At 71.2% G+C, this 21,411-nt stretch carries 25 protein-coding genes, 2 tRNA genes and 1 pseudogene; 14 read left to right on the top strand and 14 right to left on the bottom strand.

What is annotated here, in order from left to right:
• Positions 1-66: 66 nt before the first annotated feature.
• The 7 genes and pseudogenes from ABNG04_RS07600 (at position 67) to ABNG04_RS07570 (ending at position 6,223) form a co-directional block, all read left to right on the top strand.
• The gene (locus tag ABNG04_RS07600; RefSeq protein WP_371161444.1) at positions 67-855 is read left to right on the top strand and encodes an electron transfer flavoprotein subunit beta/FixA family protein; all 789 of its coding nucleotides are present in this window, start codon (positions 67-69) and stop codon (positions 853-855) included.
• Entirely contained in the window at positions 852-1,799 is a 948-nt protein-coding gene (locus ABNG04_RS07595; protein WP_371161443.1) for an electron transfer flavoprotein subunit alpha/FixB family protein, read from the top strand. The genes ABNG04_RS07600 and ABNG04_RS07595 overlap by 4 nt, the downstream gene beginning before the upstream one ends.
• Before the next feature lie 101 nt (positions 1,800-1,900).
• Positions 1,901-2,818 carry a DUF5995 family protein gene (locus ABNG04_RS07590; protein WP_371161442.1) on the top strand — a complete coding sequence of 306 codons (918 nt, stop codon included), beginning with the start codon at positions 1,901-1,903 and terminating at the stop codon, positions 2,816-2,818.
• A gap of 73 nt (positions 2,819-2,891) precedes the next feature.
• The gene (locus ABNG04_RS07585) at positions 2,892-3,875 is read left to right on the top strand and encodes a replication factor C small subunit (protein WP_371161440.1); all 984 of its coding nucleotides are present in this window, start codon (positions 2,892-2,894) and stop codon (positions 3,873-3,875) included.
• An 82-nt stretch (positions 3,876-3,957) separates the two neighbouring features.
• Positions 3,958-4,491 (top strand): metallophosphoesterase, encoded by a 534-nt coding sequence (locus tag ABNG04_RS07580; RefSeq protein WP_371161439.1) that lies wholly within the window; start codon positions 3,958-3,960, stop codon positions 4,489-4,491.
• 425 nt (positions 4,492-4,916) lie between these two features.
• A pseudogene (locus tag ABNG04_RS07575) lies at positions 4,917-5,048 on the top strand (DUF7859 family protein); the annotation flags it as partial.
• Complete coding sequence (locus ABNG04_RS07570) at positions 5,048-6,223, top strand: inorganic phosphate transporter (protein WP_371161436.1); 1,176 nt, start codon at positions 5,048-5,050, stop codon at positions 6,221-6,223. The pseudogene ABNG04_RS07575 and the gene ABNG04_RS07570, both read left to right, overlap by 1 nt.
• Positions 6,224-6,256: 33 nt before the next feature.
• Here ABNG04_RS07570 and ygfZ read toward each other — a convergent pair whose 3' ends face one another.
• The 3 genes from ygfZ to ABNG04_RS07555 all read right to left on the bottom strand — a co-directional run bounded on the left by ygfZ (position 6,257) and on the right by ABNG04_RS07555 (position 8,369).
• On the bottom strand, positions 6,257-7,414 hold the full coding sequence (ygfZ, locus tag ABNG04_RS07565; protein WP_371161434.1) for a CAF17-like 4Fe-4S cluster assembly/insertion protein YgfZ: 1,158 nt from the start codon (positions 7,412-7,414) through the stop codon (positions 6,257-6,259).
• A gap of 47 nt (positions 7,415-7,461) precedes the next feature.
• A complete protein-coding gene (locus ABNG04_RS07560) occupies positions 7,462-7,761 on the bottom strand; it encodes a DUF6432 family protein (protein WP_371161432.1) in 300 nt (99 codons plus the stop codon).
• 86 nt (positions 7,762-7,847) lie between these two features.
• Complete coding sequence (locus ABNG04_RS07555) at positions 7,848-8,369, bottom strand: archaemetzincin family Zn-dependent metalloprotease (RefSeq protein ID WP_371161430.1); 522 nt, start codon at positions 8,367-8,369, stop codon at positions 7,848-7,850.
• 39 nt (positions 8,370-8,408) lie between these two features.
• Here ABNG04_RS07555 and ABNG04_RS07550 point away from each other — a divergent pair, with 39 nt between their 5' ends.
• From ABNG04_RS07550 to ABNG04_RS07540, 3 genes are all read left to right on the top strand, one after another.
• On the top strand, positions 8,409-8,876 hold the full coding sequence (locus ABNG04_RS07550) for a UPF0146 family protein (protein WP_371161428.1): 468 nt from the start codon (positions 8,409-8,411) through the stop codon (positions 8,874-8,876).
• Positions 8,877-8,968: 92 nt separating this feature from the next.
• A complete protein-coding gene (locus tag ABNG04_RS07545) occupies positions 8,969-9,832 on the top strand; it encodes a TIGR01548 family HAD-type hydrolase (RefSeq protein ID WP_371161426.1) in 864 nt (287 codons plus the stop codon).
• A gap of 263 nt (positions 9,833-10,095) precedes the next feature.
• Positions 10,096-10,554 carry an OsmC family protein gene (locus ABNG04_RS07540; protein WP_371161424.1) on the top strand — a complete coding sequence of 153 codons (459 nt, stop codon included), beginning with the start codon at positions 10,096-10,098 and terminating at the stop codon, positions 10,552-10,554.
• Positions 10,555-10,618: 64 nt separating this feature from the next.
• Here the strand turns inward: ABNG04_RS07540 and ABNG04_RS07535 are convergent.
• From ABNG04_RS07535 to ABNG04_RS07525, 3 genes are all read right to left on the bottom strand, one after another.
• A tRNA-Ile gene (locus ABNG04_RS07535) sits at positions 10,619-10,693 on the bottom strand.
• 31 nt (positions 10,694-10,724) lie between these two features.
• Positions 10,725-11,201 carry a group I intron-associated PD-(D/E)XK endonuclease gene (locus ABNG04_RS07530; protein WP_371161422.1) on the bottom strand — a complete coding sequence of 159 codons (477 nt, stop codon included), beginning with the start codon at positions 11,199-11,201 and terminating at the stop codon, positions 10,725-10,727.
• Between the two features lie 76 nt (positions 11,202-11,277).
• Positions 11,278-11,350 (bottom strand) — tRNA-Asn (locus ABNG04_RS07525).
• Between the two features lie 160 nt (positions 11,351-11,510).
• On the opposite strand from ABNG04_RS07525, the gene cca reads away from it, so the two are divergent.
• Positions 11,511-12,959: a CCA tRNA nucleotidyltransferase gene (cca, locus tag ABNG04_RS07520; protein ID WP_371161420.1), complete on the top strand. Its 1,449-nt coding sequence runs from the start codon at positions 11,511-11,513 to the stop codon at positions 12,957-12,959.
• Between the two features lie 55 nt (positions 12,960-13,014).
• On the opposite strand, the gene ABNG04_RS07515 is transcribed toward cca, so the two are convergent.
• The 4 genes from ABNG04_RS07515 to ABNG04_RS07500 form a co-directional block, all read right to left on the bottom strand.
• Complete coding sequence (locus tag ABNG04_RS07515) at positions 13,015-13,329, bottom strand: hypothetical protein (protein WP_371161418.1); 315 nt, start codon at positions 13,327-13,329, stop codon at positions 13,015-13,017.
• 79 nt (positions 13,330-13,408) lie between these two features.
• Positions 13,409-13,771, bottom strand: a complete 363-nt coding sequence (locus tag ABNG04_RS07510; protein WP_371161416.1) for a CrcB family protein — start codon at positions 13,769-13,771, stop codon at positions 13,409-13,411.
• Positions 13,768-14,169, bottom strand: coding sequence for a fluoride efflux transporter FluC (locus tag ABNG04_RS07505; RefSeq protein ID WP_371161414.1), 402 nt, complete (start codon positions 14,167-14,169; stop codon positions 13,768-13,770). The genes ABNG04_RS07510 and ABNG04_RS07505 overlap by 4 nt, the downstream gene beginning before the upstream one ends.
• Positions 14,170-14,212: 43 nt before the next feature.
• A complete protein-coding gene (locus tag ABNG04_RS07500) occupies positions 14,213-15,367 on the bottom strand; it encodes an ATP-binding protein (RefSeq protein WP_371161412.1) in 1,155 nt (384 codons plus the stop codon).
• A 76-nt stretch (positions 15,368-15,443) separates the two neighbouring features.
• Here ABNG04_RS07500 and ABNG04_RS07495 point away from each other — a divergent pair, with 76 nt between their 5' ends.
• Positions 15,444-15,920: a DUF7382 domain-containing protein gene (locus tag ABNG04_RS07495; RefSeq protein ID WP_371161410.1), complete on the top strand. Its 477-nt coding sequence runs from the start codon at positions 15,444-15,446 to the stop codon at positions 15,918-15,920.
• 31 nt (positions 15,921-15,951) lie between these two features.
• Here the strand turns inward: ABNG04_RS07495 and ABNG04_RS07490 are convergent, their stop codons facing one another.
• The 4 genes from ABNG04_RS07490 to ABNG04_RS07475 all read right to left on the bottom strand — a co-directional run bounded on the left by ABNG04_RS07490 (position 15,952) and on the right by ABNG04_RS07475 (position 18,525).
• Entirely contained in the window at positions 15,952-16,725 is a 774-nt protein-coding gene (locus ABNG04_RS07490) for a protein-L-isoaspartate O-methyltransferase family protein (protein WP_371161409.1), read from the bottom strand.
• Between the two features lie 49 nt (positions 16,726-16,774).
• Positions 16,775-17,407: a protein-L-isoaspartate(D-aspartate) O-methyltransferase gene (locus ABNG04_RS07485; protein ID WP_371161407.1), complete on the bottom strand. Its 633-nt coding sequence runs from the start codon at positions 17,405-17,407 to the stop codon at positions 16,775-16,777.
• A gap of 66 nt (positions 17,408-17,473) precedes the next feature.
• Positions 17,474-17,887, bottom strand: coding sequence for an Hsp20/alpha crystallin family protein (locus tag ABNG04_RS07480; protein WP_371161405.1), 414 nt, complete (start codon positions 17,885-17,887; stop codon positions 17,474-17,476).
• A 98-nt stretch (positions 17,888-17,985) separates the two neighbouring features.
• Entirely contained in the window at positions 17,986-18,525 is a 540-nt protein-coding gene (locus tag ABNG04_RS07475) for an Hsp20/alpha crystallin family protein (RefSeq protein ID WP_371161403.1), read from the bottom strand.
• Between the two features lie 111 nt (positions 18,526-18,636).
• On the opposite strand from ABNG04_RS07475, the gene ABNG04_RS07470 reads away from it, so the two are divergent.
• Both ABNG04_RS07470 and ilvA read left to right on the top strand, forming a co-directional pair.
• Complete coding sequence (locus ABNG04_RS07470; protein WP_371161401.1) at positions 18,637-20,022, top strand: cryptochrome/photolyase family protein; 1,386 nt, start codon at positions 18,637-18,639, stop codon at positions 20,020-20,022.
• A gap of 102 nt (positions 20,023-20,124) precedes the next feature.
• A complete protein-coding gene (gene ilvA / locus ABNG04_RS07465) occupies positions 20,125-21,387 on the top strand; it encodes a threonine ammonia-lyase (RefSeq protein WP_371161399.1) in 1,263 nt (420 codons plus the stop codon).
• Positions 21,388-21,411: the final 24 nt, after the last annotated feature.

Genomic DNA, 21,411 nt, shown 5'->3' with positions numbered 1-21,411 from the left:
GGAAACCGCCGGTCCGTCCTCGCCCGTTCCGAAAACCATTACATGGCGAGCGACCCAGTATCGATCATGAAGGTTCTGGTGACCGTCAAGGAGGTCGCGGAGGCGGACGACGACTTCGCGATCGAGGGGACCGACATCGCCGAGTCCGATCTGGAGTACGACCTCAACGAGTGGGACGACTACGCCGTCGAGGCCGCCGTCCAACTGGCCGAGGCCGGGATCGCCGACGAGGTCGTGACCGTCACCGTCGGGCGGGAGCGCACCGAGGAGACGATCCGGATGGCGCTCGCGAAGGGCGCGGACCGCGCGGTCCGCGTCTGGGACGAGGCGCTCGACGGCGCGTTCGCCGACGTCGCCTCGAAGGTCGACCTCTTCGAGGCGGTCGTCGCGGAGGAGGAGCCGGATCTCGTCCTCGGCGGGGTCCAGGCCGCCGACACCGGCTTCGGCGCGACCGGCGTCGCGCTCGCGGAGCGGATCGGCTTCGAGCACGCCGCGGTCGTCAACGACCTCGACGTGGACGCCGACGCGGGCGTGGCGCACGTCCACCGCGAGCTCGAGGGCGGCGTCGAGGAGCTGACCGAGGTCGACCTCCCGGCGGTGTTGACCGTCCAGACCGGGCTCAACGAGCCGCGGTACGCGAGCCTCCGCGGGATCCGACAGGCCCAGCGTAAGGAGATCGCCGCGAAGGACCTGTCCGACCTCGGCTTGACCGCTGACGACGTCGAGAGCTCGCTGACGATCACGTCGATGTACGAGCCCGAGAGCGAGTCCGACGCGGAGATGATCGATGGCGACGCGGGCGAGTCCGCGGATCGCCTCGCCGAGGTCCTCCGCGAGAAGGGGGTGAGCGCGTGATGAGCGTGCTCGTCGCCGCGGAACACCGTCGCGGAGCGCTCCGAGACGTCTCGTACGAAGCGATCACGGCCGGACGGGAGCTCGCCGACGCGCGCGGCGTCGACCTCCACGTCGCCGTGATCGGCGGCGACGTCGACGGGTTCGCGGAAGACCTGAACCGCGACGGCGTCGACGCGATCCACACCGTCGCCGACGGCGAGGAGTTCGACCACAACGCCTACCAGGCGGCGCTCTCGCAGCTCACCGATCGGATTGAGGCCGGCGCGGTGGTGCTGCCGAACTCCGTCAACGGGCTCGACTACGCGCCCGCGCTCGCTGAGGCCCTCGGCGTCCCGATCGTGACCGACGCCGTTGGGATGGCGTACGACGACGGGCTCACCGTCACCCGCGAGATGTACGGCTCGAAGGTCGAGACGACCGTCGACGTCGCCGGCGACCGGTTCGTCCTCACGGTCCGCGGCGGCGAGTGGCCGCCCGCGGAGGGCGTCGGCGACGCGGCGATCGAGGCGGCCGAGGTCGACATCCCCGAGTCGGGGGCCCGCGTCACCGGCTTCGAGGAGGTCGGCGGCGGCGACGTCGATATCGCGGACGCGGACGTGCTCGTCTCGGTCGGCCGCGGGATCGAGGAGGAGGAGAACATCGAGCTCATCGAGGACCTCGCGGAGGCGCTGGGCGCGACGCTGTCCGCTTCCCGGCCGATCGTCGATAACGGCTGGCTGCCGAAGAACCGGCAGGTCGGGCAGAGCGGGAAGGTCGTCACGCCCGACGTGTACATCGCGGTCGGCATCTCCGGCGCGGTCCAGCACGTCGCCGGGATGAAAGGGTCGGACACGATCGTCGCGATCAACACCGACCCGAACGCGCCCATCTTCGACATCGCCGACTACGGGATCGTCGGCGACCTCTTCGACGTGGTGCCCGAGCTCATCGACGAGTTCGCGTAGGCGGAGGCCGGTCCGCGCGGCGGCGACCCCTGCCACCCGCAGCAACGTTCTTTGACCCCGGCGGTGTATCGGGGCGGCAGGCGGTACGCCGCTGACTCGCGATGATCCCGATCCGCACCGTCGTCCCGACCGCCGCGGAGGCCAGCGCCCTGCTCGGCGGGCTCCGACGGACGGCCGACGCCGACGCGATCGTCGCGGAGTTCGCCGGCGACGAGCCCGACGCGGCGCTGCTCGAACTGGTGGAGACTCCCTTCGCGTCCGTCGCCGACGTCGACGAGCGGCTGGCGCGGACCGAGTCGTACCTCCGCGAGCGGGGCGACCGGCGCGCGGTGTTCCTCACGGTGTACGTCCGGATGACTGCGACGGTCCGAGACGCGATCGACGACGGGGCGTTCGTCGACGCGGAGTGGGCCGCCGCGTACCTCGTCGCCTTCACGGAGCGCTACCGGCGGGCGCTGGTCGCGTTCGAGCGCCGCGCGTTCGGGTCGCTCCCGCGGCCGTGGCTGCTCGCCTTCGCCGCCGCGGCCCGCCGCGAGACGCTCGTCGCGCAGGACGCCCTGCTCGGGATCAACGCGCACATCGCGTACGACCTCACGTACACGCTCGGCGACGTCGGGATCGACCCCGACCGCGGCGTCAAACGCGAGGACCACGACCGCATAAACGCGATCCTCGCGCGGCTCGTCCAGACGGCGCAGGACGCGCTCGTCGAGGCGTACGACGCGGCCTGGATCGCCGGGATCGACCGGCTGCTCGACCCGTTCGACGACCGGGTGGCGCTGCTGGGGCTGAAAACGGTCCGGGAGTTCGCCTGGCGGAACGCCGTGTTGCGTGCCGACCTCCCGGCGTGGGCCGGCGAGCCGTATGTCGACTGGCGGACGGAGACCGTCGCGACGGGCGCCGCTGCGGTCCTGCTCGCGCCCGACATCGACGCCGACGAACACGCTCGCATGCGGGACGCGGAGGCCGACGCGAGCGTGGAGAGGGCCTTCGGCGAGGCGACCCGGCGCCGGACGTAGCGGTGGGACGCGGTGCGCCGGTCGCGTGCCGTTCTCGGTTCGTTTATCACCCCACCGACCCTCAGATCCGACAATGAGCGAGGCCGACGAGCAGGCGGCTGCGACCGCGACCGGGCGGGAGATCTGGATCGAGAAGTACCGGCCGCAGACGCTCGACGACATCCACGGGCAAGAGGAGATCGTCGAGCGCCTCCAGAGCTACATCGCGCAGGACGACGTGCCCCACCTCCTGTTCTCGGGTCCCGCGGGGATTGGCAAGACGACCGCGGCCACCGCCATCGCCCGCGAGATCTACGGCGAGGACAACTGGCGGGGGAACTTCCTCGAGCTCAACGCCTCCGATCAGCGCGGCATCGACGTGGTGCGGGACCGGATCAAGGGGTTCGCGCGCTCGTCGTTCGGCGGCGACTTCCGGATCGTGTTCCTCGACGAGGCGGACTCCCTCACCGACGACGCGCAGTCGGCGCTCCGCCGGACGATGGAGCAGTTCTCCGACAACACCCGCTTCATCCTCTCGTGTAACTACTCGTCGAAGATCATCGACCCGATCCAGTCGCGGTGCGCCGTCTTCCGCTTCTCGCCGCTCTCGGACGAGGCGGTGAGCGGGATGGTCCGCGAGATCGCGGCCGCGGAGGATATCGAGGTGACCGACGCCGGCGTCGACGCCCTGGTGTACGCGGCCGACGGCGACATGCGCCGCGCGATCAACTCGCTCCAGGCGGCGGCGACGACCGGCGACGTCGTCGACGAGGAGGCGGTGTACGCGATCACGGCGACCGCCCGCCCGGAGGAGATCGAGTCGATGGTGACTGACGCGCTGGACGGCGACTTCGCCAGGGCGCGGTCGACGCTGGACGTACTGCTCACGGAGACGGGGATGGCCGGCGGCGACGTGATCGACCAGCTCCACCGCTCCGTCTGGGAGTTCGACCTGAGCGAGCGCGAGGCGGTGCGGCTCATGGAACGCATCGGCGAGGCCGACTACCGGATCGCCGAGGGCGCGAACGAGCAGGTCCAGTTGGAATCGCTGCTCGCGGCGCTCTCGCTGGACGAATAGGTCGCCCCTAGCTCGCCGTTCGCTTCGGCGACGCCGTCCCGTCGAGCGCGCTTTTTAACTCACACCGGCGCGGACTCCCGGTATGCTCGTCGTTGTCTCCGACACGCACGCACGCGAGGAGTCGCGGCTACAGGGGCGGACCGCGGAGGCGGTTCGCGAGGCGGAGTTGGTGATCCACGCCGGCGACTTCTACCGGGAGCCGGTGTTGGACGCCTTTCGGTCGGCCGCCGCCCGCTTCCGAGCGGTCTACGGCAACAACGACGACGCTGCGATCCGCGACCGCGTCCCCGAGGTGCGGACCGTCGAGTACGCCGGCGTCCGGTTCGCGGTCACGCACCGACACCGCAGCGGCGACACCGGGCTCGTGATGCTCGGTCGCGGCCGCGACGCGGACGCCGTGATCTGCGGCCACAGCCACCGCCCGCGGTTCGACGACGCCGGCGGGCTCCCGATACTGAATCCGGGCAGCCACGCCCAACCGCGCGGGAACCGCCCGGCGCACGCGGAACTGACCCCGGCCGAGGGCGAGTCCGGAGACGGGCTCGACGGGCGACTGGTGACGCCGGACGGGGAGCCGTTCGAGACCTTCCGGATCGAGGGAGCGGGCGTCGAGTAACGGTACAACTGGGCGAAGCGGAGCCGAGAGAATCGCACGGGCGTCGTCGCCGTCGCGTCGGCGGGGACCGATCGCGACGCCCCGCGAGCGGCCGGACCGGCCGACGGTCGTGTGCACGGTGGAGCTCACGAGGCGGCTCGGGCGCGGACGCCGGCGGTCGGTCGCGCTGGTTGGCCGGGGAGGGCTACCGGGCAGGGGAGGGAGCGGTGCGAGTCCGACCGGCCGGCGCGTCGGCCGGCTGTTCCGGGCGTGTGAGGGCCGAAGCGGGGGTCGCGATTACATGTATGGCCGAGACCGACATATACGTGGCTGAGGCACAAAGGCGCGTTTTAGCCACCGGTCCGATCGCCCGAAGAACGGGGGGAACTCGGCGGGGCGCGCGACCACCCGCTCGAAACTTATAACCGCGTGCCGACGGATTCGGTCGTATGCTTCCGGTCCAACCGCTGTTCGTCCTGATTTTGGCGGGACTTCTCGGGCTGTTCTTCTTCGGATTCCTCCTCGTCCGCCGCACGGTGAGGGGGTTGAACGAGGGCTACAACGACGGGCGGAACTGATGGTACTCGTCACCGCCGCGACGCTGCTCGTCGCCGCCGCCGCGAGCCTCTTCATGGCGTGGTCGATTGGCGCCGGCTCCTCGGGGTCGACCCCGTTCGCGCCCGCCGTCGGCGCAAACGCCATCTCCGTGATGCGCGCCGGCCTGGTCGTCGGCGTCCTCGGCCTGCTCGGCGCGATACTCCAGGGCGCGAACGTGACGGAGGCGGTCGGGACTGAACTGATCGGCGGCGTGACGCTCACCGCCGCGGCCGCCATCGTCGCGCTCGTCACGGCCGCCGCCCTGGTCGCGATTGGCGTCTTCGCGGGGTACCCGATCGCGACGGCGTTCACCGTCACCGGGGCCGTCGTCGGGGTCGGGCTCGCGATGGGCGGCAGCCCGGCGTGGCCGAAGTACGGCGAGATCATGACGCTGTGGGTGCTCACGCCGTTCGTCGGCGGCGGCGTCGCCTACGGCGTCGCCCGGCTGCTTATCGGGGACGCGCTCTCGGAGCGGCCGCTCACTGCCGTCCTCGCGGGCGTCGTGGGAGCGATCCTCGCGAACGTCGGCTTCGCGCTGCTCGGTCCCGCCGGCGAGCAGGCGTCGGTCGCGGCCGTCCTCGGGTCGGGGCTCGGCATCGGGGGCGCGGGGTCGCCCGCGGTGACCCTCGCGATCGCCGCGCTCGTCTCGGTCGCCGTCTACGTCGACCTCGGCCGCGACCGCGCAGGGGCACAGCGGCGGTTCCTGCTCGCGATGGGCGGGCTCGTCGCGTTCTCGGCGGGTGGGTCGCAGGTCGGGCTCGCGATCGGGCCGCTCGTCCCGATATTCAGCGACGTGGGTGTCCCGCTGTGGGCGCTGCTCGTCGGCGGGGGCGTCGGGCTGTTGGCCGGGTCGTGGACCGGCGCGCCGCGGATGATCAAGGCCATCTCGCAGGACTACGCCTCGATGGGACCGCGACGGTCGATATCGGCGCTCATCCCCTCGTTCGCGATCGCACAGACTGCCGTCGCCTTCGGGATCCCCGTCTCGTTCAACGAGATCATCGTCTCCGCGATCGTCGGCGCGGGCTACGCGGCGGGCGACGCGGGCGTGAGCCGGCGGAAGATGGGGTACACGGTCCTCGCGTGGATCGGGTCGCTCGTGGGCGCGTTCACGCTCGGGTTCAGCCTCTACTCGGCGGTCGACTTCGTCGTTTGAAAACGGTAACCGCCGCGAGTCTCGCAGGCCACGTCAGGCGCGAAGCTCGGGGTACGTCGGCAGCCGGCCGGACCGGACGCCCCCGTCGACGAACGGGAGGTCGACGGCGGTTGCCGGGCTCTCCTCGCCGTCGACGCGGACGGTGACCGCGCCGAGGTCGGCGTCGAACGCGACGAGCGCCAGCGCGACCGGCACGTCCGTCGCGGGGCCGACCGCGGCCCGGGTCACCTCGCCGATCGCCTCGTCGCCGTCGAAGACAGCCGCGCCGGATGCGGGGAGCGCGGCGTCGATCCCCTGCGGGTCCGCGTCCGGGTCGACGTCGGCGACCGCCTTGGCGACCCCGTCGAGTTCGAGGCCGACGAGCCGGCGGCTCGGTCGGCCCTGGTTCTCCACGCGCGAGACGACCTCCTGGCCGACGTAACACCCCTTGTCGAAGTCGAGCGCGTTCCGGAGGCCGAGCACGTTCGGGACCGTCCCCGCCAGCTCGTACTCGAAGAGCGGCGTGCCGGCCTCGGTCGCGAGCGCGTCCCACGTCCGGTAGCCGAAAGGCGCGGCGTTGAGTCCGCGGTTGATCAGGGTGTCGAACACGTCGCCCGCGTCGGCGGCGGCGCAGACGATCTCGTACCCCTCCTCGCCGAGCGGCGAGTCCGTCGCGATGACGGTGACGCCGGCGTCGACCATCGACCCGCGGACGAAGGAGAGCGGGCCCTCCGGCGCGCCGGGGCCGCCGAGGACGGACGCGACCTTCTCGGTCGACTTCGGCCCGTGGACCCCGAACACGCCGAACTCGTCGGAGACGTCGTCGATCTCGACGTCCTGGATGAACACCTTGCCCGCCCAGTCGTCCGCGACCGCCTCGGTCCGCTCCGGCGGGAGGAAGACGAGCAGTCGCTCGTCGGCGTTGTACACGTACATGTCCGTCTCGATCCCGCCCTGCGGGTCGAGGAGGAGCGCGTACGTCCCCTCGCCGTCAGCGGCGGGGACGCGGTTCGAGACGGCGTTGTCCACGAACTCGACGCGGTCGGCTCCCCTGACGGCGAGGACGCCGTACCCCATCTCGATCACGCCGGCGACATTGCGGACCGCCTTACCGACGCGGACGGGCTTCCCGTAGTGGTCGACCACCTCGCGGCCATCGCGGTCGCGGTACACGGCGCCGTGCGCGTCGTGGGTGCCGGAGACGAGTGTCATGGTCGCACGGAGGCGATCGAGAGGCAAAAGGCCGCCGTCTCCGACGGCTACAGTCCGAGGCGGTCGCGGATCGCGTCGACGAGGCCCTCGGCGGGCTCGTCGGTCGGCGCGTCCGGGTCCGGAATCACCCGGTCGTGGGCGTACACGCGGACGCGCTCCTCGGTCTCCACGGTGATCAACGAGTCCTCCTTGAGCGCCGAGAGCGCCTCCTCGACGGCGTCGATGTCGGCGTCGACGGCCGCGCGCAGTTCGAGGACGGTCATCCCCTCGTCGCCGCGGTCGACGAGCGCGTCGAGCAGCGCGACCTCGACGTCCGGCCGGTCGCGATATTCCGGCTTTGCGGCCATACCCGTCCCTTGTGCGGGGCGGACTTTACGTCTACCGGCGGTCGGAGTGACGCGGCAGACTCAGAACGCGACGAGAGAACGGAGCGTCAGCGAACGAGTCGAGAACAGGTGCCACAGAGGTTCTCCTCTTTCACGTCGACCTCGCGGACGGTCGGGGAGAACGACATCACGCACTTGCTGTTGTCGCAGTGCTCCAAGCCGAGGGTGTGGCCGATCTCGTGGACGACCTCCTTGCGGACGCGGTCGCCGAAGACGTCGACCGCGGGCTTGGTTGAGACGCCGCCGTCGGAGGAGGTACGGAGCCGGTGCGTGGAGATGACGGAGCCGCTCCCGTTGAGGTACGCGAGGCCGAACACGTAGTTCCGGCGGCGGTAGTAGAGGTCCTCGGGCGTGATCCCGATGTTCTTCTCGCCGCCGCCGACCCGCGTGACCGTCTCGATGAGGTCCTCGGCGCGGTACTGGTCGCGGTCGGCTTCGAAGGCGGTGTCGGGGATCGCTTGGTCGTCGTGGACCGTCACGTCGCAGTCGTATACGGAACGCAGCGCACCGGAGGCCTCCCGTTTCACTCGGGGGGTGACCTCCCCGACCGGGACGATGTCCACGAGCATGAAACCGTTTTTGGCCGCCGCGGTCATAAAGGCCGCGCCGTGGGACCACTACCGCCATCGGAGCGGGCGCTCGTCGGCGCGCTCGACCCCTACGACCGCCTTATCGAGGTCGGCGTCGGACGGCGTCCGGCGGTCGCTCGGGCGCTCGCCGACCGGGGCCGCGACGTCGTCGCGTTCGATGTCGACGTGAGCGAGGCGGCGCGGGACACGGCGGCGGAGGCGAAAGAATCGAGCGGAGGATCGCTCCGCGTCGTCGCCGCGGACGTGACGGCGCTCGCGGCGGCCGAGGACGAACGGGCGGCGTGGAACGCGCTCGGGCTCGACGCGGGCGGCGTCGACGCGATGTACGCGCGGAACCTCCCCGCCGAACTCCAGCGACCGACCGTCGCGCTGGCGGAGCGCCTCGATGCCGACTGTCTGTTCACGACCCTCGGCTTCGAGGAGCCGGTCGTCGACGTGTCCCGCCGCGCGGCGGCGTCGGGGACCGTCGTGTACGCGGCGCGCTGACGGGCCACCGTCGCCGCCGTCGCCGTGTCGCTCGAACCGGCGACGCCGACGCGAACCCGAACGTTCATTCCGCCGCCGGGCGGCGTTGCGGTATGCAGGTCGACGCAGTAGTCCTCGACATCGACGGGGTGTTGGTCGACGTGGCGGACTCCTACCGTCGGGCGATCCTGGAATCGGTGGATCGGGTCTGCGGCAAGCCGATCGACCGCGACGCGGTCCAGGCGTTCAAAGACGCCGGCGGGTTCAACAACGACTGGGAGCTGACGGACGCGGCGGCGCTGTTCGTGCTGGCCCGCCGCGAGGGGCTCCGGATGGACGTCGACGAGTTCACCGACCGCGTCGCCGACCTCGGCGGCGGGCTCGACGCCGCCAAGGAGGTCGTCGGCGACCTCCCGCGGGTCGCGCAGGCCCGCGTCCGCGACCAGTGGGACCGAGACGAACTCCGCGAGACGTTTCAGGCGCTGTACCTCGGCAGCGAGCTGTACCGCGAGTTGGAGGGCGGCGAGCCGCCGTCCGAGGAGGGCGGGTACATCCACGACGAGCCGACGCTCGTCGACCCCGGGACGATCGCCGACCTCACCGCGCGGTTCGACGTCGGCGTCCTCACCGGGCGACCGGCGGCCGAGGCGGCGATCGCCTTGGAGCGCGTCGGCCTCGACGTGCCGGAGGACCGGCGGTTCACGATGGACGACTGGGAGGAGGGGAAGCCGCACCCGCGGGCGCTCGTCGAACTCGCGGAGCGGTTCGACGCCGAGCGGGTCGCGTTCGCGGGCGACACCCTCGACGACGTGCGGACCGCGCGCAACGCCGACGAGACCGACGAGACGCGCGTCTACTACGGTGTCGGCGTCCTCACCGGCGGGCTTACCGGCGAGGCGGGGCGCGAGAAGTTCGCCAGCAGCGGCGCGGACGCGGTCGTCGAAGACGTGAACGAACTGGTCGGGCTACTGGAGTAACCGGCGACGCGCCACGGCGGCTCGGGGCCCGTGCGTACCTCCCGGGTCAGCCGCTCGCGGTCGCTCCGCGACGGATCACGCCGACGAACGCGGATATCGCCGCTATCCGAGACGTGTCGCCGCGGGTCCGGTCGTCAGAACCGCCGTCTCCGCGATTTTCAGCGCCCACAGACGCGTTTCTCTCCCAGCGCCGGCGTCACGGGCACCGGCACGAACCCGGGCGACGTGGACGGTTTACCACTATTCGGCCGCTACAACGACTGATGAGTGACGCCAACGCGACGCAGCGGATGGAGGTCACCGGGGAGAGCGACGGCGAGTCAGCGTTCGTCGCCCGCGCCCGGGACCACGAACTGGTGATGGACGACCCCGAGACGATGGGCGGCGACGACGCGGGCGCGATGCCGATCGAGTACCTGCTCGCCGCGTGGAGCGGCTGTCTCGACGCGACGGTCCGCGCGGTGGCGCCGGACTTCGACCTCGACGTCGAGGGCGTCGAGGTCGCGGTCGCCGGCGAGTTCGACCCGCGGAAGCACCTCGGCCGCGCCGAGGAGCCGCGCGCCGGCTACCAGGGCGTGGAAGCGACCGTCGATGTCGACTTCGCGGGCGAGGTCGACGACGACACGCTCGCGGAGTTCACCACCGCCGTCGAGGAGCGATGTCCGGTGAGCGACAACCTCGCGAACGAGACGGCGACCGACGTGACACTTCAGCAGGAGTAGACGAGCGCAGCGACCTGACTCCGTACCGCGCAGTCCGGTCCGTCCGGGAACCGGAGAATTCGGATGGGCCTTGCCGGATTCGAACCGGCGATCAACTCGTTATGAGCGAGTCGCTTTAACCAGACTAAGCTAAAGGCCCGTCTCAGATCGATCTGTTACTCGGCTCCCTTTTATCTTATCGGGTTGGAACCAAGCGAAGCCAATGTCTCATCAAGACGGTAATCTTCGTGCCAATTGATGTGTTTGCTATTATTATTTTTTGACCGCTCGTATCGGATAGTCATCTGTGTGTCGCCAGCATCCTCGATAGGTATCAGATACGATTCATCGCATCTGGGGGCATAGACTGCGAAAAAATCGATTAATACTTGATACCCCTCCCGTTCATAGCCTGAACTTTTTGTGCGGGTACTCCGCGTTCGGAACCGTACCGCTCCTTCGGTTGTCGCTTCAAAAGCGGTTTTTATTTGAATACGGTGGAAGTCACCCGCAACCTCGATCGCGATATCATACGGTTCATTATCGTAGGCAGGGACCAGAACAGAAATCCCGCGACTCACGAGTTCAGATTTTATGATTGCTTCGGCCGCTTGGCCGCGCTTCTGTGGCTCCTCAAGTGAAGCAAAGTGCTCGCTTCGATCCGGCATACTCAGTCACAGCGGAAACAGACAAAATAGGACTGCCGTCTGGTGAAAGTGTAAACGAGAAACGTGCGGAAGGAGGCGCCGAAGCCAGGACTCGAACCTGGGACCGCCTCGTTAACAGCGAGGCGCTCTACCAACTGAGCTACTTCGGCTTACTTCCGGATATTCGCGTCGTTTTGATAGGGCTTTCGTTTCCGCCCGACGGCGCGGAAGCCGACGGGCCAGACCGCGGGACGGCGACGGCGCTCCGTCGGCCCGCCGCGTCGCCGATCCGACCGACACGTTTTCGGCCGGACCGCGAGACCGTTCGGTATGGACGATCTGGAGGCGGTGCTGTCGCGGGTCCGCGAGCGCGTTCTCCCGGAGTCAGAAGAGCGGGAGCGGCTGCGAGCGGCGGCCGCGACGCTGACCGACCGGACCCGCGAGGCGATAGCCGACCTCCCCGTCGACGCCGACGCGGTCCAAGTCGGGTCGACGGCGCGGGGCACGTGGGTCGCGGGCGACCGCGACATCGATCTGTTCGTCCGGTTCGACGCGGATCTCGACCGCGCTGAACTGGAGGAGTACGGCTTGGCGGTCGGGCACGCGGTGCTCCCCGAGGGCCACGAGGAGTACGCCGAACACCCGTACGTGAAGGGAAACTACGAGGGGTTCGACGTCGACCTCGTGCCCTGTCACGACGTGGAGACGGCGGGAGACCTGGTCTCCGCGGTCGACCGCACCCCGTTCCACGACGCGTACCTCTCCGCGCGGCTCGACGACGACCTCGCCGCGGACGTGGTGCTGGCGAAGGCGTTCCTGAAGGGGATCGGCGCGTACGGCAGCGACCTCCGCACCGAGGGGTTCTCGGGGTATCTCACGGAGCTGCTCGTGTTGGAGCTCGGGGGGTTCGTCCCGCTCGTCGAGTCGGCGCGGAGCTGGCACCCGCCGGTGGAGTTCGACCCCGAGGGGCACGCCGAGCGCACGTTCGACGATCCCCTCGTCGTCGTCGACCCGACGGACCCCACGCGGAACGTCGCGGCGGTCCTGTCGGCGACGAACCTCGCGCGCTTCCAGCACTACGCGCGGGAGCTGCTCGCGGCCCCGACCGAGGGGCTCTTCGAGCCGGACGAGCCGGAGCCGCTCGACCCAAAGGAGGTTCGCGCGCACCTCGACCGGCGGGGGACGACGCCGGTCGCGGTCGTCTTCGACGCGCCCGACGTGGTCGACGACCAGCTGTGGCCCCAGCTCCGCCGATCGCTGGACGGGATCGTCGGCGGGCTCAACGAGCGCGGGTTCGACGTGCTCCGGGCGCGCGCCATGACCGACGCGGCGGGAGAGACGGACAGCGGCGAGGAAATTGACGCCGATAGCGCGAGCGGCGACGAGAAGGCGACCGAGCGCGCCGACGCCGACGAGTCGACGCGGGCCGCGCTGTACGCGGAACTGGAGGTGACCGAGCGACCGGCGGTCGCGCGTCACGAGGGGCCGCCGGTCGCGGTGCGGAAGCACGCCGCGAGCTTCTACGAGTCGTACGTCGACGACGTCGACCCGGACACGTACGGGCCGTTCATCGACGGGGACCGGTACGTCGTCGAGCGCGAGCGGGAGTTCGCCACCGTTCGGGAGTACCTGGAGAGCGACGCCGCGGGCGACGTGGCGCTCGGCGCGCGGGTGGAGCCCGCGTTCGACGACCGCGATGTGCTGGTCGGCGAGGCGGTCGCGACGCTCGCGCCCGCGTTCGGCCAGCCGTTGCGAGAGTTCTACGAGCCCCGGCCGTGAGGCCGCCGAGAGGGGCCTTCGGGAAGCGGCTGAGAGCGACCGCGACGCGGGCCGGTCACCGAGAGAGTCGGTTGAGGAGCCAGTAGACGACCGCGGCGACGGCGGCGACGACCAGCGCGACCGCCGTGAGGAGGCCGGCGGCGCGGGGGAACGTCAGCCAGAACGCGGCGTAGAAGGCGAGCGCGAAGACGAACAGGCCGACGACGAGCAGTCCCCGCGAGGGGTTCTGCGCGGCGGCGACGAACCCGCGCTGGAGGACGGAGAGGTCGCCGAAGTCCGGAACGTCTTCTGGGGCCGCGTCGTCGGCGAGACCCCCCGAGTCGGCCGGAGCGGTCGACTCGCCGTCGACGGAGCGGTCGGTGTCGGTCACGCACCCGTGTAGGGGCCGGGGGATCCTGTACCTATCGCTTGCCGACGAGGCCGTGAGCCGAGGGAAGCACGGCCGCCCGTCACCCGAACACCCCGGCGACGAGGTAGGAGCCGAGGAGAAACGCGGCCAGCGCGGCCGTGAGGTTCGTCGCAGCGACGCTCGCGGCGGCGCGGGTGCCAGTCTCGCTCGCCGCGCGGACGGTCCCGACCGCGAACGACGAGAACGTGGTGAACGCGCCGCAGTAGCCGACGCCGAACAGCAGCGTCGCGGCCGATCCGATCGGTGCGGCGGAGACGACTCCGAGGGCGAGGCTCCCGACGGCGTTGACGAGGAGGACCGACCGGCGTCCCTCGACGCGGAGCCCGACCGCGTGGCGGCTGGCGGCACCGAGCGCGCCGCCGCCGCCGACGAGCGCCGTCGCGAGGAGCGGCGAGGCGATCATCGCCGACACCGCCCCCCGACCGCGAGCCCCGACGCCGCCGCGGCGAAGCCGGTCGCGTAGCTGACGGCGACGTATCCCGCTCCGGTGGTCGTCCCGAGCGCGACCGCGTCGGCGACGAACGTGCTGTACGTCGTGAACGCGGAGAGCGCGCCCGTTCCGACGAACAGCCGGATCCGATCGCTCGACGCGCGTGTCAGGAGGACACCGAGGGCGAACGAGCCGACGACGTTCGCGACGAGCGTCCCGACGCCGGTCGGAACGCCGGCGAGGACGGCGAGCCGGCTACCGGACGCAGCGGCGAGAACGCCGCCGACCCCCACGTCGACGGCGCGTCTGGCGACCGCGCCGAGGAAGCCCCCGGCCGCGACGAGGATAAATCCGTACGGCGTTCGTTCCATGCGTCAGGGTGCCTCCGGCGCACCTTGTGGGTTCTGAACCCCGTCACCGCGGTCCGCCGCCAGACAGCCGACTCGCTCGCGGGCTCTCGCCCTCGTGAGGCGTCCGTCGCTCGCGGATCCGGACCGTGTGGGCCGTCTCCGTGGCGTCGTCGACGACGAGCGCCTCGCCGACACCGTCCGGGAGCCGCGAGGCGAGGTCGCCGGCGAGGTAGGTCGCCTCCGCCGCCGCCAGTCGGTCGACATCGCGCGCGGCCGTGAGCCGGTGGGAGACGAGCAGGTCGGACTGTGAGACGGCGACGCTCGGCAGCGCAGCCGGCCGCTGGGTCGCACAGACCAGCGAGACGCCTGGGGCGCGCCCGCGGGTGAGGAGCGTCCGGAGCGCGGACTCGGATACCCCGTCGAAGAAGGCGTGCGCCTCGTCGACGAGCAGCCACGGGAGCCGCGAGAGCTCGCCCGCGATCCGCGCGTCGTAGAGCCCGCGAGCGACCGCGCGAACCACGGCCGCCGCGGCGGCGTCGGGGACTCCAGCGAGGTCGATAACTACAGGAGCGGCCTCTGCTGCGAGAGACCCGACCGGCGGCGCGTCGGCGTCGAAGACGCCCCACGAGGCCGCCAGCCGGAGGTGGTTCGCGGCAGCGCGGCGCGTCTCGCTCGGGGCGTCGGCTCCGGTGACCGCCTCGCGGAGCGCCGCGATCGACGGCGAGGGTGTCGTCTCGCCCGTGGAGCCACGGTCCGTCGCGTCTCCGGGCTCGTCGTCGACGGCGTCGGCGACGACGCGCCAGACGAGGCTCCCGGGCCCACTCGCCGGGTCGAGGCCGAGCAACGGCGGCCACGCGGACGGCGGTATCGAGGCGGGGCGGACCGCGGGGTCGACGACGCGTCCTCCGGCGGCTCGGAGGCCGCCGAAGACGCCCATCGGGTCGACGACGACCGGTGCGACGCCCTTGGCGGCGGCGAGTTCCTCCGCGAGGACGCCGAGCGTGTAGGATTTCCCGGTTCCCCGCTTCCCGAAAACGAGGCCCGCGTGCGGGCGGTCGAGGTCGACGCCGACCGCCGCGCTGGCGCTCCCGTCGCGGGCGAGGAAGGACCCGATCCGAGCGGTGTGGGGCGGTCGGTCGGCGTCGCAGTCGTTCCCGTCGTCGGAGGCGGTCCCGCCGTCGAGGTCGTCGGTCGTTCCGTCGCGGCCGAGGACGTACACGCGGTCGGGTGGCCCCGGTATCGGACAAAAGCGGTCGGACGACGTTTTATAACCGATGCCGCGGCCAGCGGGCCGTATGTCCGATCGAACGCACGACTCGCGCACCGCGAACCGCCGGACGTTCAGCACCGACACCCGCGCGATAGAGGGGCTCCCGGTCCGGCTCGTCATCGCGCTCGTCGTCGGGGTCGCCAGCCTCAGCGTGATGATGGGCATGATCGGCGACATCGACGGCCTCGCCGCGACGGAGCTCGACGCGCAGCCGCAGCCGGAGGTGACCACGCCCGGCGACCAGTCGCTGGACGTGGCGGTCGTCGACCCCGACGGCTCCCGCGTCGCGGACGCGACGGTCATCGTCCGCGGCGGCTCGGCCCGGATCGACGGCGTCGCCACCGCGAAGACAGACGCAGAGGGAGTCGCGACCGTGGACGTCGATCCGGAGCTCGGCCCGAACCAGGCCGACGGGACGCTCACGATAGACATCAAGCCGCCGGCGGAGGGCGACTACGTCGACGAGCGGGGGAACACCGAGGTGCTCGTCGTCGAGGAGTGAGGCGGCGATTCCGACCGCGGAGCGCCGGGCCTCAGAGGTGGTCGTCCCAGTCGATCCAGTCCTGTTCCCAGCCGTGTCGGCGGCGGCGACCGCGCTCGGCGCGTTCGGCGTCCTCACGACGGGTGCGGTTTCGCTCCATCCCGGGCTGCTCGCCGTCGACGAGCATGGGTTGGAGCCGCGCCGGCCCGTGCGTCTCGACCGTCTCGAAGCCGGCCGGTGCGGGATCATCGCCCGCGTCGGCGTCTGGCGCGGCGGACGGCTCGATCGCCGTGACCGTCTGAACGCCCGCACCGCGCGGGTAGACGATCCGGCCGTCGGCCGCGAGCTGTTCGCGGAGGGCGCGCGGCGGTTCGACGACGGCGGCCTCGAGGAGGATCCGGTCGTACGGCGCGTACGCCGGGAGCCCGTCGGCCCCGTCGGCGCGGTCGACGAGGACCGCCTCGTAGCCCGCGGCGTCGAGGTTCGACCGCGCGGCGGCGACGGCGGCGCGGTCGATGTCGACCGCGTGGACGCGGCGCGCGCCGGCGATCTCGGCGAGCATCGCGACCGAATAGCCGATCCCCGCGCCGACGACGAGGACCGTGTCGTCCGCCTCGACATCGAGCGCGGTGACCAGCCGGACCACCGTCGCGAGGGAGAGCGAGTGCGGGTCGTCCTCGTCGACGACGCCCCCGCGCGGCGAGTCGTCGACGAAGGGGTCGCGGGGGACGCGCTGGAGCGCAGTCAGCACGGGCGGCTCGATTGGTTCGCCGATCTGGTGTTCGAGCCCCTCGATCATGTCCGCCCTGAGCGACGCGTCGTCCATGCGCGGTCTGAGGGCTCGGTCCTCTAAAACTGTGTGTTCGGCGGGCCGGCTACCGCATCGGGACGAACCGCACGCCGCCGTGATCCTCGCGGTCGACGCCGTCGTCTCGGACCGTGAGTCGGACGAGTCGCTGGCGACCGCCGTCCGCGACGGGGGCGACCACGCGACCGCCCGGTCGGACGCGGTCGACGATCGCGTCGGGAACCGCCTCGGGCGCCGCGCAGGTGAGGTACGCGGCGTGAAACGGGGCTTCGTCGGCGAACGCCTCCCGCCCGTCGGCCGCCGCGACGGTCACGTCGTAGCCGAGGCGGTCGAGACGCTCGCGGGCGTCGGCCGCCAGGTCGGGGACGCGCTCGGCCGAGAACACGTTCCCTGGGCCGACGACCTCGGCGACGACCGCGGCGTGGTAGCCGCAGCCGGTCCCCACTTCGAGGACGCGGTCGCCGCGCTCGACGCCGAGGAGGTCCGTCATCACCGCGACCATATGCGGCGCGCTGATTGTCTGGTCGTGGCCGATCGGGAGCGGCCGGTCGGCGTACGCCGACTCGCGGTGCGTCTCGGGGACGAACTCGTGGCGGGGGACGGCCCCGATCGCCGACAGCGTCCGCTCGCTCGCGTCGAGGCGCCGTCGGAGCGCGCTCACGAGGTCGCGTCGTTCGGCCGTGCGGTCGCTGTCGTTCATGCGAACTAGTAGCACGGTGAGCGTGGAGAAAGCATCGGCGGGGACGAGGGGGTCGAGCCGGTCGGGTCAGTTCACGTCGATCCGGTGTCCCTCGTCCGCGTCGACCGCGTCGAGCGGGACCGTCACGGTGAGGACGCCGTGGCGATACGTCGCGGTCGCGTCGTCGAGACGGGCGGTCGCCGGGAGGTCGACGGTCCGGGTGACGGACTCGTGACGGCGCTCGCGGCGGAGGTATCGCCGGTCTGCCTCCTCGCGTTCCGCGGCGCGCTCGGCCGCGATGGTGAGTCGGTCCTCGAGTGCCCGGACGTCGATCTCGTCGCGGTCGAACCCGGGGAGGTCGGCCATCACGACGTACTCGTCGTCGTACTCGGCGACGTCGATGTCGGCGGTCCGGAGGTCGCGGCCCCAAGCCCGCTCGCCCGCGAAGGGGGTGCGGCCGAGGAGCTGCTCGATCTCGTCGAAGGGATTCGTCGTTTTCATACCAACAGGAAGGGGGCGTGAGGTATTAAATAGCGACTGACGCGTGCTACCTCGCGGCCGCACTCGCGCTATCTCGTTCCTGACGACCTGCGCGCGGCTCAGTTGACGTCGATCGTGTGTCCGCGGTCGTCGTCGGGCGAGCGCTTGGGGAGCGTGACGGTGAGCACGCCGGCGTCGAAGGAGGCCGTCGCCGCGTCGGCCTCGACGGGTTCGGGGATCGGGACCCGGCGGGAGACGGAACTGAACCGGCGCTCGCGGCGGTGATAGCGGACGTCGTCGGAGCCGTCGGCGTCTTCAGAGTCGTCCGCATCTGTCGGGTCGCCCTCCCCCTCTGCCGGTTCGTCGGCCTCGCCCTCCTCGCCGACGGCGAACTCGGTCGACTCCTCGCGGGAGCCGGTGATCGCGAGCGCGTCGTCGCGGAGTTCGACGTCGACGTCGGCGGCGTCGAACCCGGGCAGGTCGGCGAGGACCGTGATCGTCTCGTCGTCCTCGACCACGTCGACGTCGACGTCGCGAGCGCCCGGGAACCGCGGGACGTCGGGGCCGGTCCCCTCGAGCGTCCCGCCGAGTTCCTCGAACTCGCGGCCCATCCGTTCGAGCAGCTCTTCGATCTCGTTGAAGGGATCGCGTCGGGTCATACAGGTCAGGATTCGTGACGGAGCGTCTTGAACGTACTGGCGCAGCGGGCGACGCGGGCCCGATTGGAACGCGGCCGACAGACACTATTCGCTGGGGGCCTTGTCGATCGTATGCGCCTGTTTTGGCACCGAGGCGACGCGCGGACGCGGGACAACGCCGGGCTCGCCGCCGCGGCGCGGGAGGGCGAGGTCGTGCCGGTGTTCGTGTACGACGCCGACCTGCTCGGAACGGTCGGCGCGCGCCAGCGCGCGTTCTTCCTCCGCCACGTGAAGCGACTGGAAGAGCGGTATCGCAAACTGGGGAGCGACCTTATCGTCCGCGCCGGCGACCCGGCGGAGGTCCTCGTCGACCTCGCCGCGGAGCACGACGCCGAGGCGGTGTTCTACAACGAGCAGTACCGAGCGGCCCGCCGGAACCGACAGCGGGCCGTGGAAGACGCGCTCGCTGGTGCGGGCGTCGACACGGACTCGCGGACCGACCTCGTCATGGTCGACCCCGGGCGGCTGGAGGCGCGCTACCCGAACCACAGCCAGTTCCACGGCGACTGGGAGGCCGTGCCGAAGCGCGGCCCGTACGCCGAGCCGGACACGGACGCGCTGGCCGACGTGCGTGACGGGAAGACGGTCCCCGAGCCCGACGCCGACATCGACCTCCCCGACGCGGGGTACGAGGCCGCCCGCGAGCGGTTCGACGAGTTCCTCGACTACGGGATCACCTCGTACAACGACACCCGCGACGACCTCCCGAAGGCCGTCGAGGCCCCGACGCACGCGGTCTCGCGGATGTCGCCGTACCTCGCGACCGGCGCGATCGGGATCCGCGAGCTGTGGGCGGGCGCGGGCGACGTGTACGACGCCGTGACCGGCGGCGAGCGCCGCAACGTCGACAAGTACCGGTACGAGCTCTCGTGGCGCGAGCAGATGTACCACCTGCTGTACTACAACCCCGACCTGGCCGTGTCGAACTACAAGTCGTTCCCGAACGAGATCGCGTGGCGCGACGACGACGCGGCTTTCGAGGCGTGGACCCGGGGCGAGACCGGCTACCCGCTCGTCGACGCCGGGATGCGACAGCTGAACGAGGAGGGATACATCCACAACCGGCCGCGGCAGGTGGTCGCGAGCTTCCTCACGAAGCACCTCCTGATCGACTGGCGGCGCGGCGCGCGCTACTTCACGAAGCAGCTGATCGACCACGACTACGCCTCGAACCACGGCGCGTGGCAGTGGACCGCCTCCACCGGCACCGACTCCGTCGACGTGCGCATCTTCGATCCGGTGAGCCAGATGTCGAAGTACGACGACGGCGCCCGCTTCGTGAAAGAGTACGTCCCGGAGCTGTCTGACGTGCCGGCCGGGAAGGTCGTCGACTGGCCGACCCTCTCGCGGGCGAAACGCGAGGAGCTCGCGCCCGACTACGCGCACCCGATCGTCGACCGGAACGAGGGATACGAGCGGGCCCAGCGCGTCTTCGAAGAGGCGCTCGGGAAACGCTGACGCCGCGGAGCGACCGCGGGCGGCGGCTCGACCCGAAACGGTGGGGTGAAACCGCGTTCCGTAACCGAGTCCTTTTCGGGGGCCACTGAGAACGGCTCCGCTATGTCCCCAGTCACGATCGACGACGTCGAGGCCGCCGCCAAGCGGCTCGCCGGCACCGACATCGTCCAGCGGACGCCCGTCGAGCGGAGCCGGTCGCTGAGCGACCGGTGCGGCGCGGACGTGCGCCTGAAGATGGAACATCTTCAGCGCACCGGCTCGTTCAAGACGCGCGGCGCGTACAACGCCATCTCGCGGACGATCGACGGCGGCGGCGCGGGACCCGGCGAGCCGGCGGTCGAGCGCGTCGTGGCCGCGAGCGCGGGCAACCACGCGCAGGGGGTGGCGCTGGCGGCGGCGGACGCCGGGATCGACGCGACGATCGTGATGCCGGAGTCGGCGCCAGCGGCGAAGATCGAGGCGACCCGCGGCTACGGGGCCCAGGTCGTGCTCCGCGGGAGCGCGTTCCCCGAGGCGATGGCGCACGCCCAGACGCTGGTCGGCGACCCGGGCACGCGGTTCGTCCACGCGTTCGACGACCCTGACGTGGTCGCCGGACAGGGGACGCTCGGGCTGGAGATGCTCGACCAGGTCCCAGCCGTCGACACCGTCCTCGTCCCGGTCGGCGGCGGCGGGCTCGCCGGCGGCGTCGCGACCGCGATCAAGGCGAGAGCGCCGGAGACGCGGGTCGTCGGCGTTCAGACCGAGGGGGCGGCGACGCTCTCGGAGAGCCTCGCGGCGGGCGAGCTCGTGACGCGCGACCAGCCCGACACCATCGCGGACGGGATCGCGACCGGGGGCCTGAGCGACCTCACGTTCGGGCTCCTCGACAAGCACCTTGACGACGTGGTGGTCGTGAGCGACGACGACGTGGCGAGCGCGATCCTGCTCCTCCTAGAGCGCGCGAAGCAGATGGTCGAGGGCGCGGGCGCGACCGCCGCGGCCGCCCTGCTGAACGACGACGCGCGCGACGGGCTCGACCTCACCGGCGAGACCGTCGTCCCGCTGCTCTGCGGCGGCAACATCGACGTGACGACGCTGAAGGAGGTGGTGACGCACGCGCTCGTGGACCGCCACCAGCTGATCGAACTCTCCGTTCGGATCGACGACACGCCCGGAACAATGGGGGAGATCAGCACGCTGATCGGCGCGGAGCGCGCGAACATCCGGACGGTCCGCCACGAGCGCAGCCGGCCGGACCTCCCGGTGGGCGACGCCGACCTCGTGTTCGAGGTGGAGACGAACGGGCCGGCGCACGTGGACCGCGTCCTGAATGCGGTGCGCGAGGCGGGGTACGAGGTGGAGTGGACGACGCAGGAGGGGTGAGCGCCACAGGTCACCGGCCGCGTC

Origin of the sequence: Halorubrum miltondacostae (assembly GCF_041379815.1) — an archaeon.
Lineage (GTDB): Archaea > Halobacteriota > Halobacteria > Halobacteriales > Haloferacaceae > Halorubrum > Halorubrum miltondacostae.
Note: the sequence above shows the minus strand (reverse complement) of the source record. Positions and strands in the feature narration are given on the sequence as shown.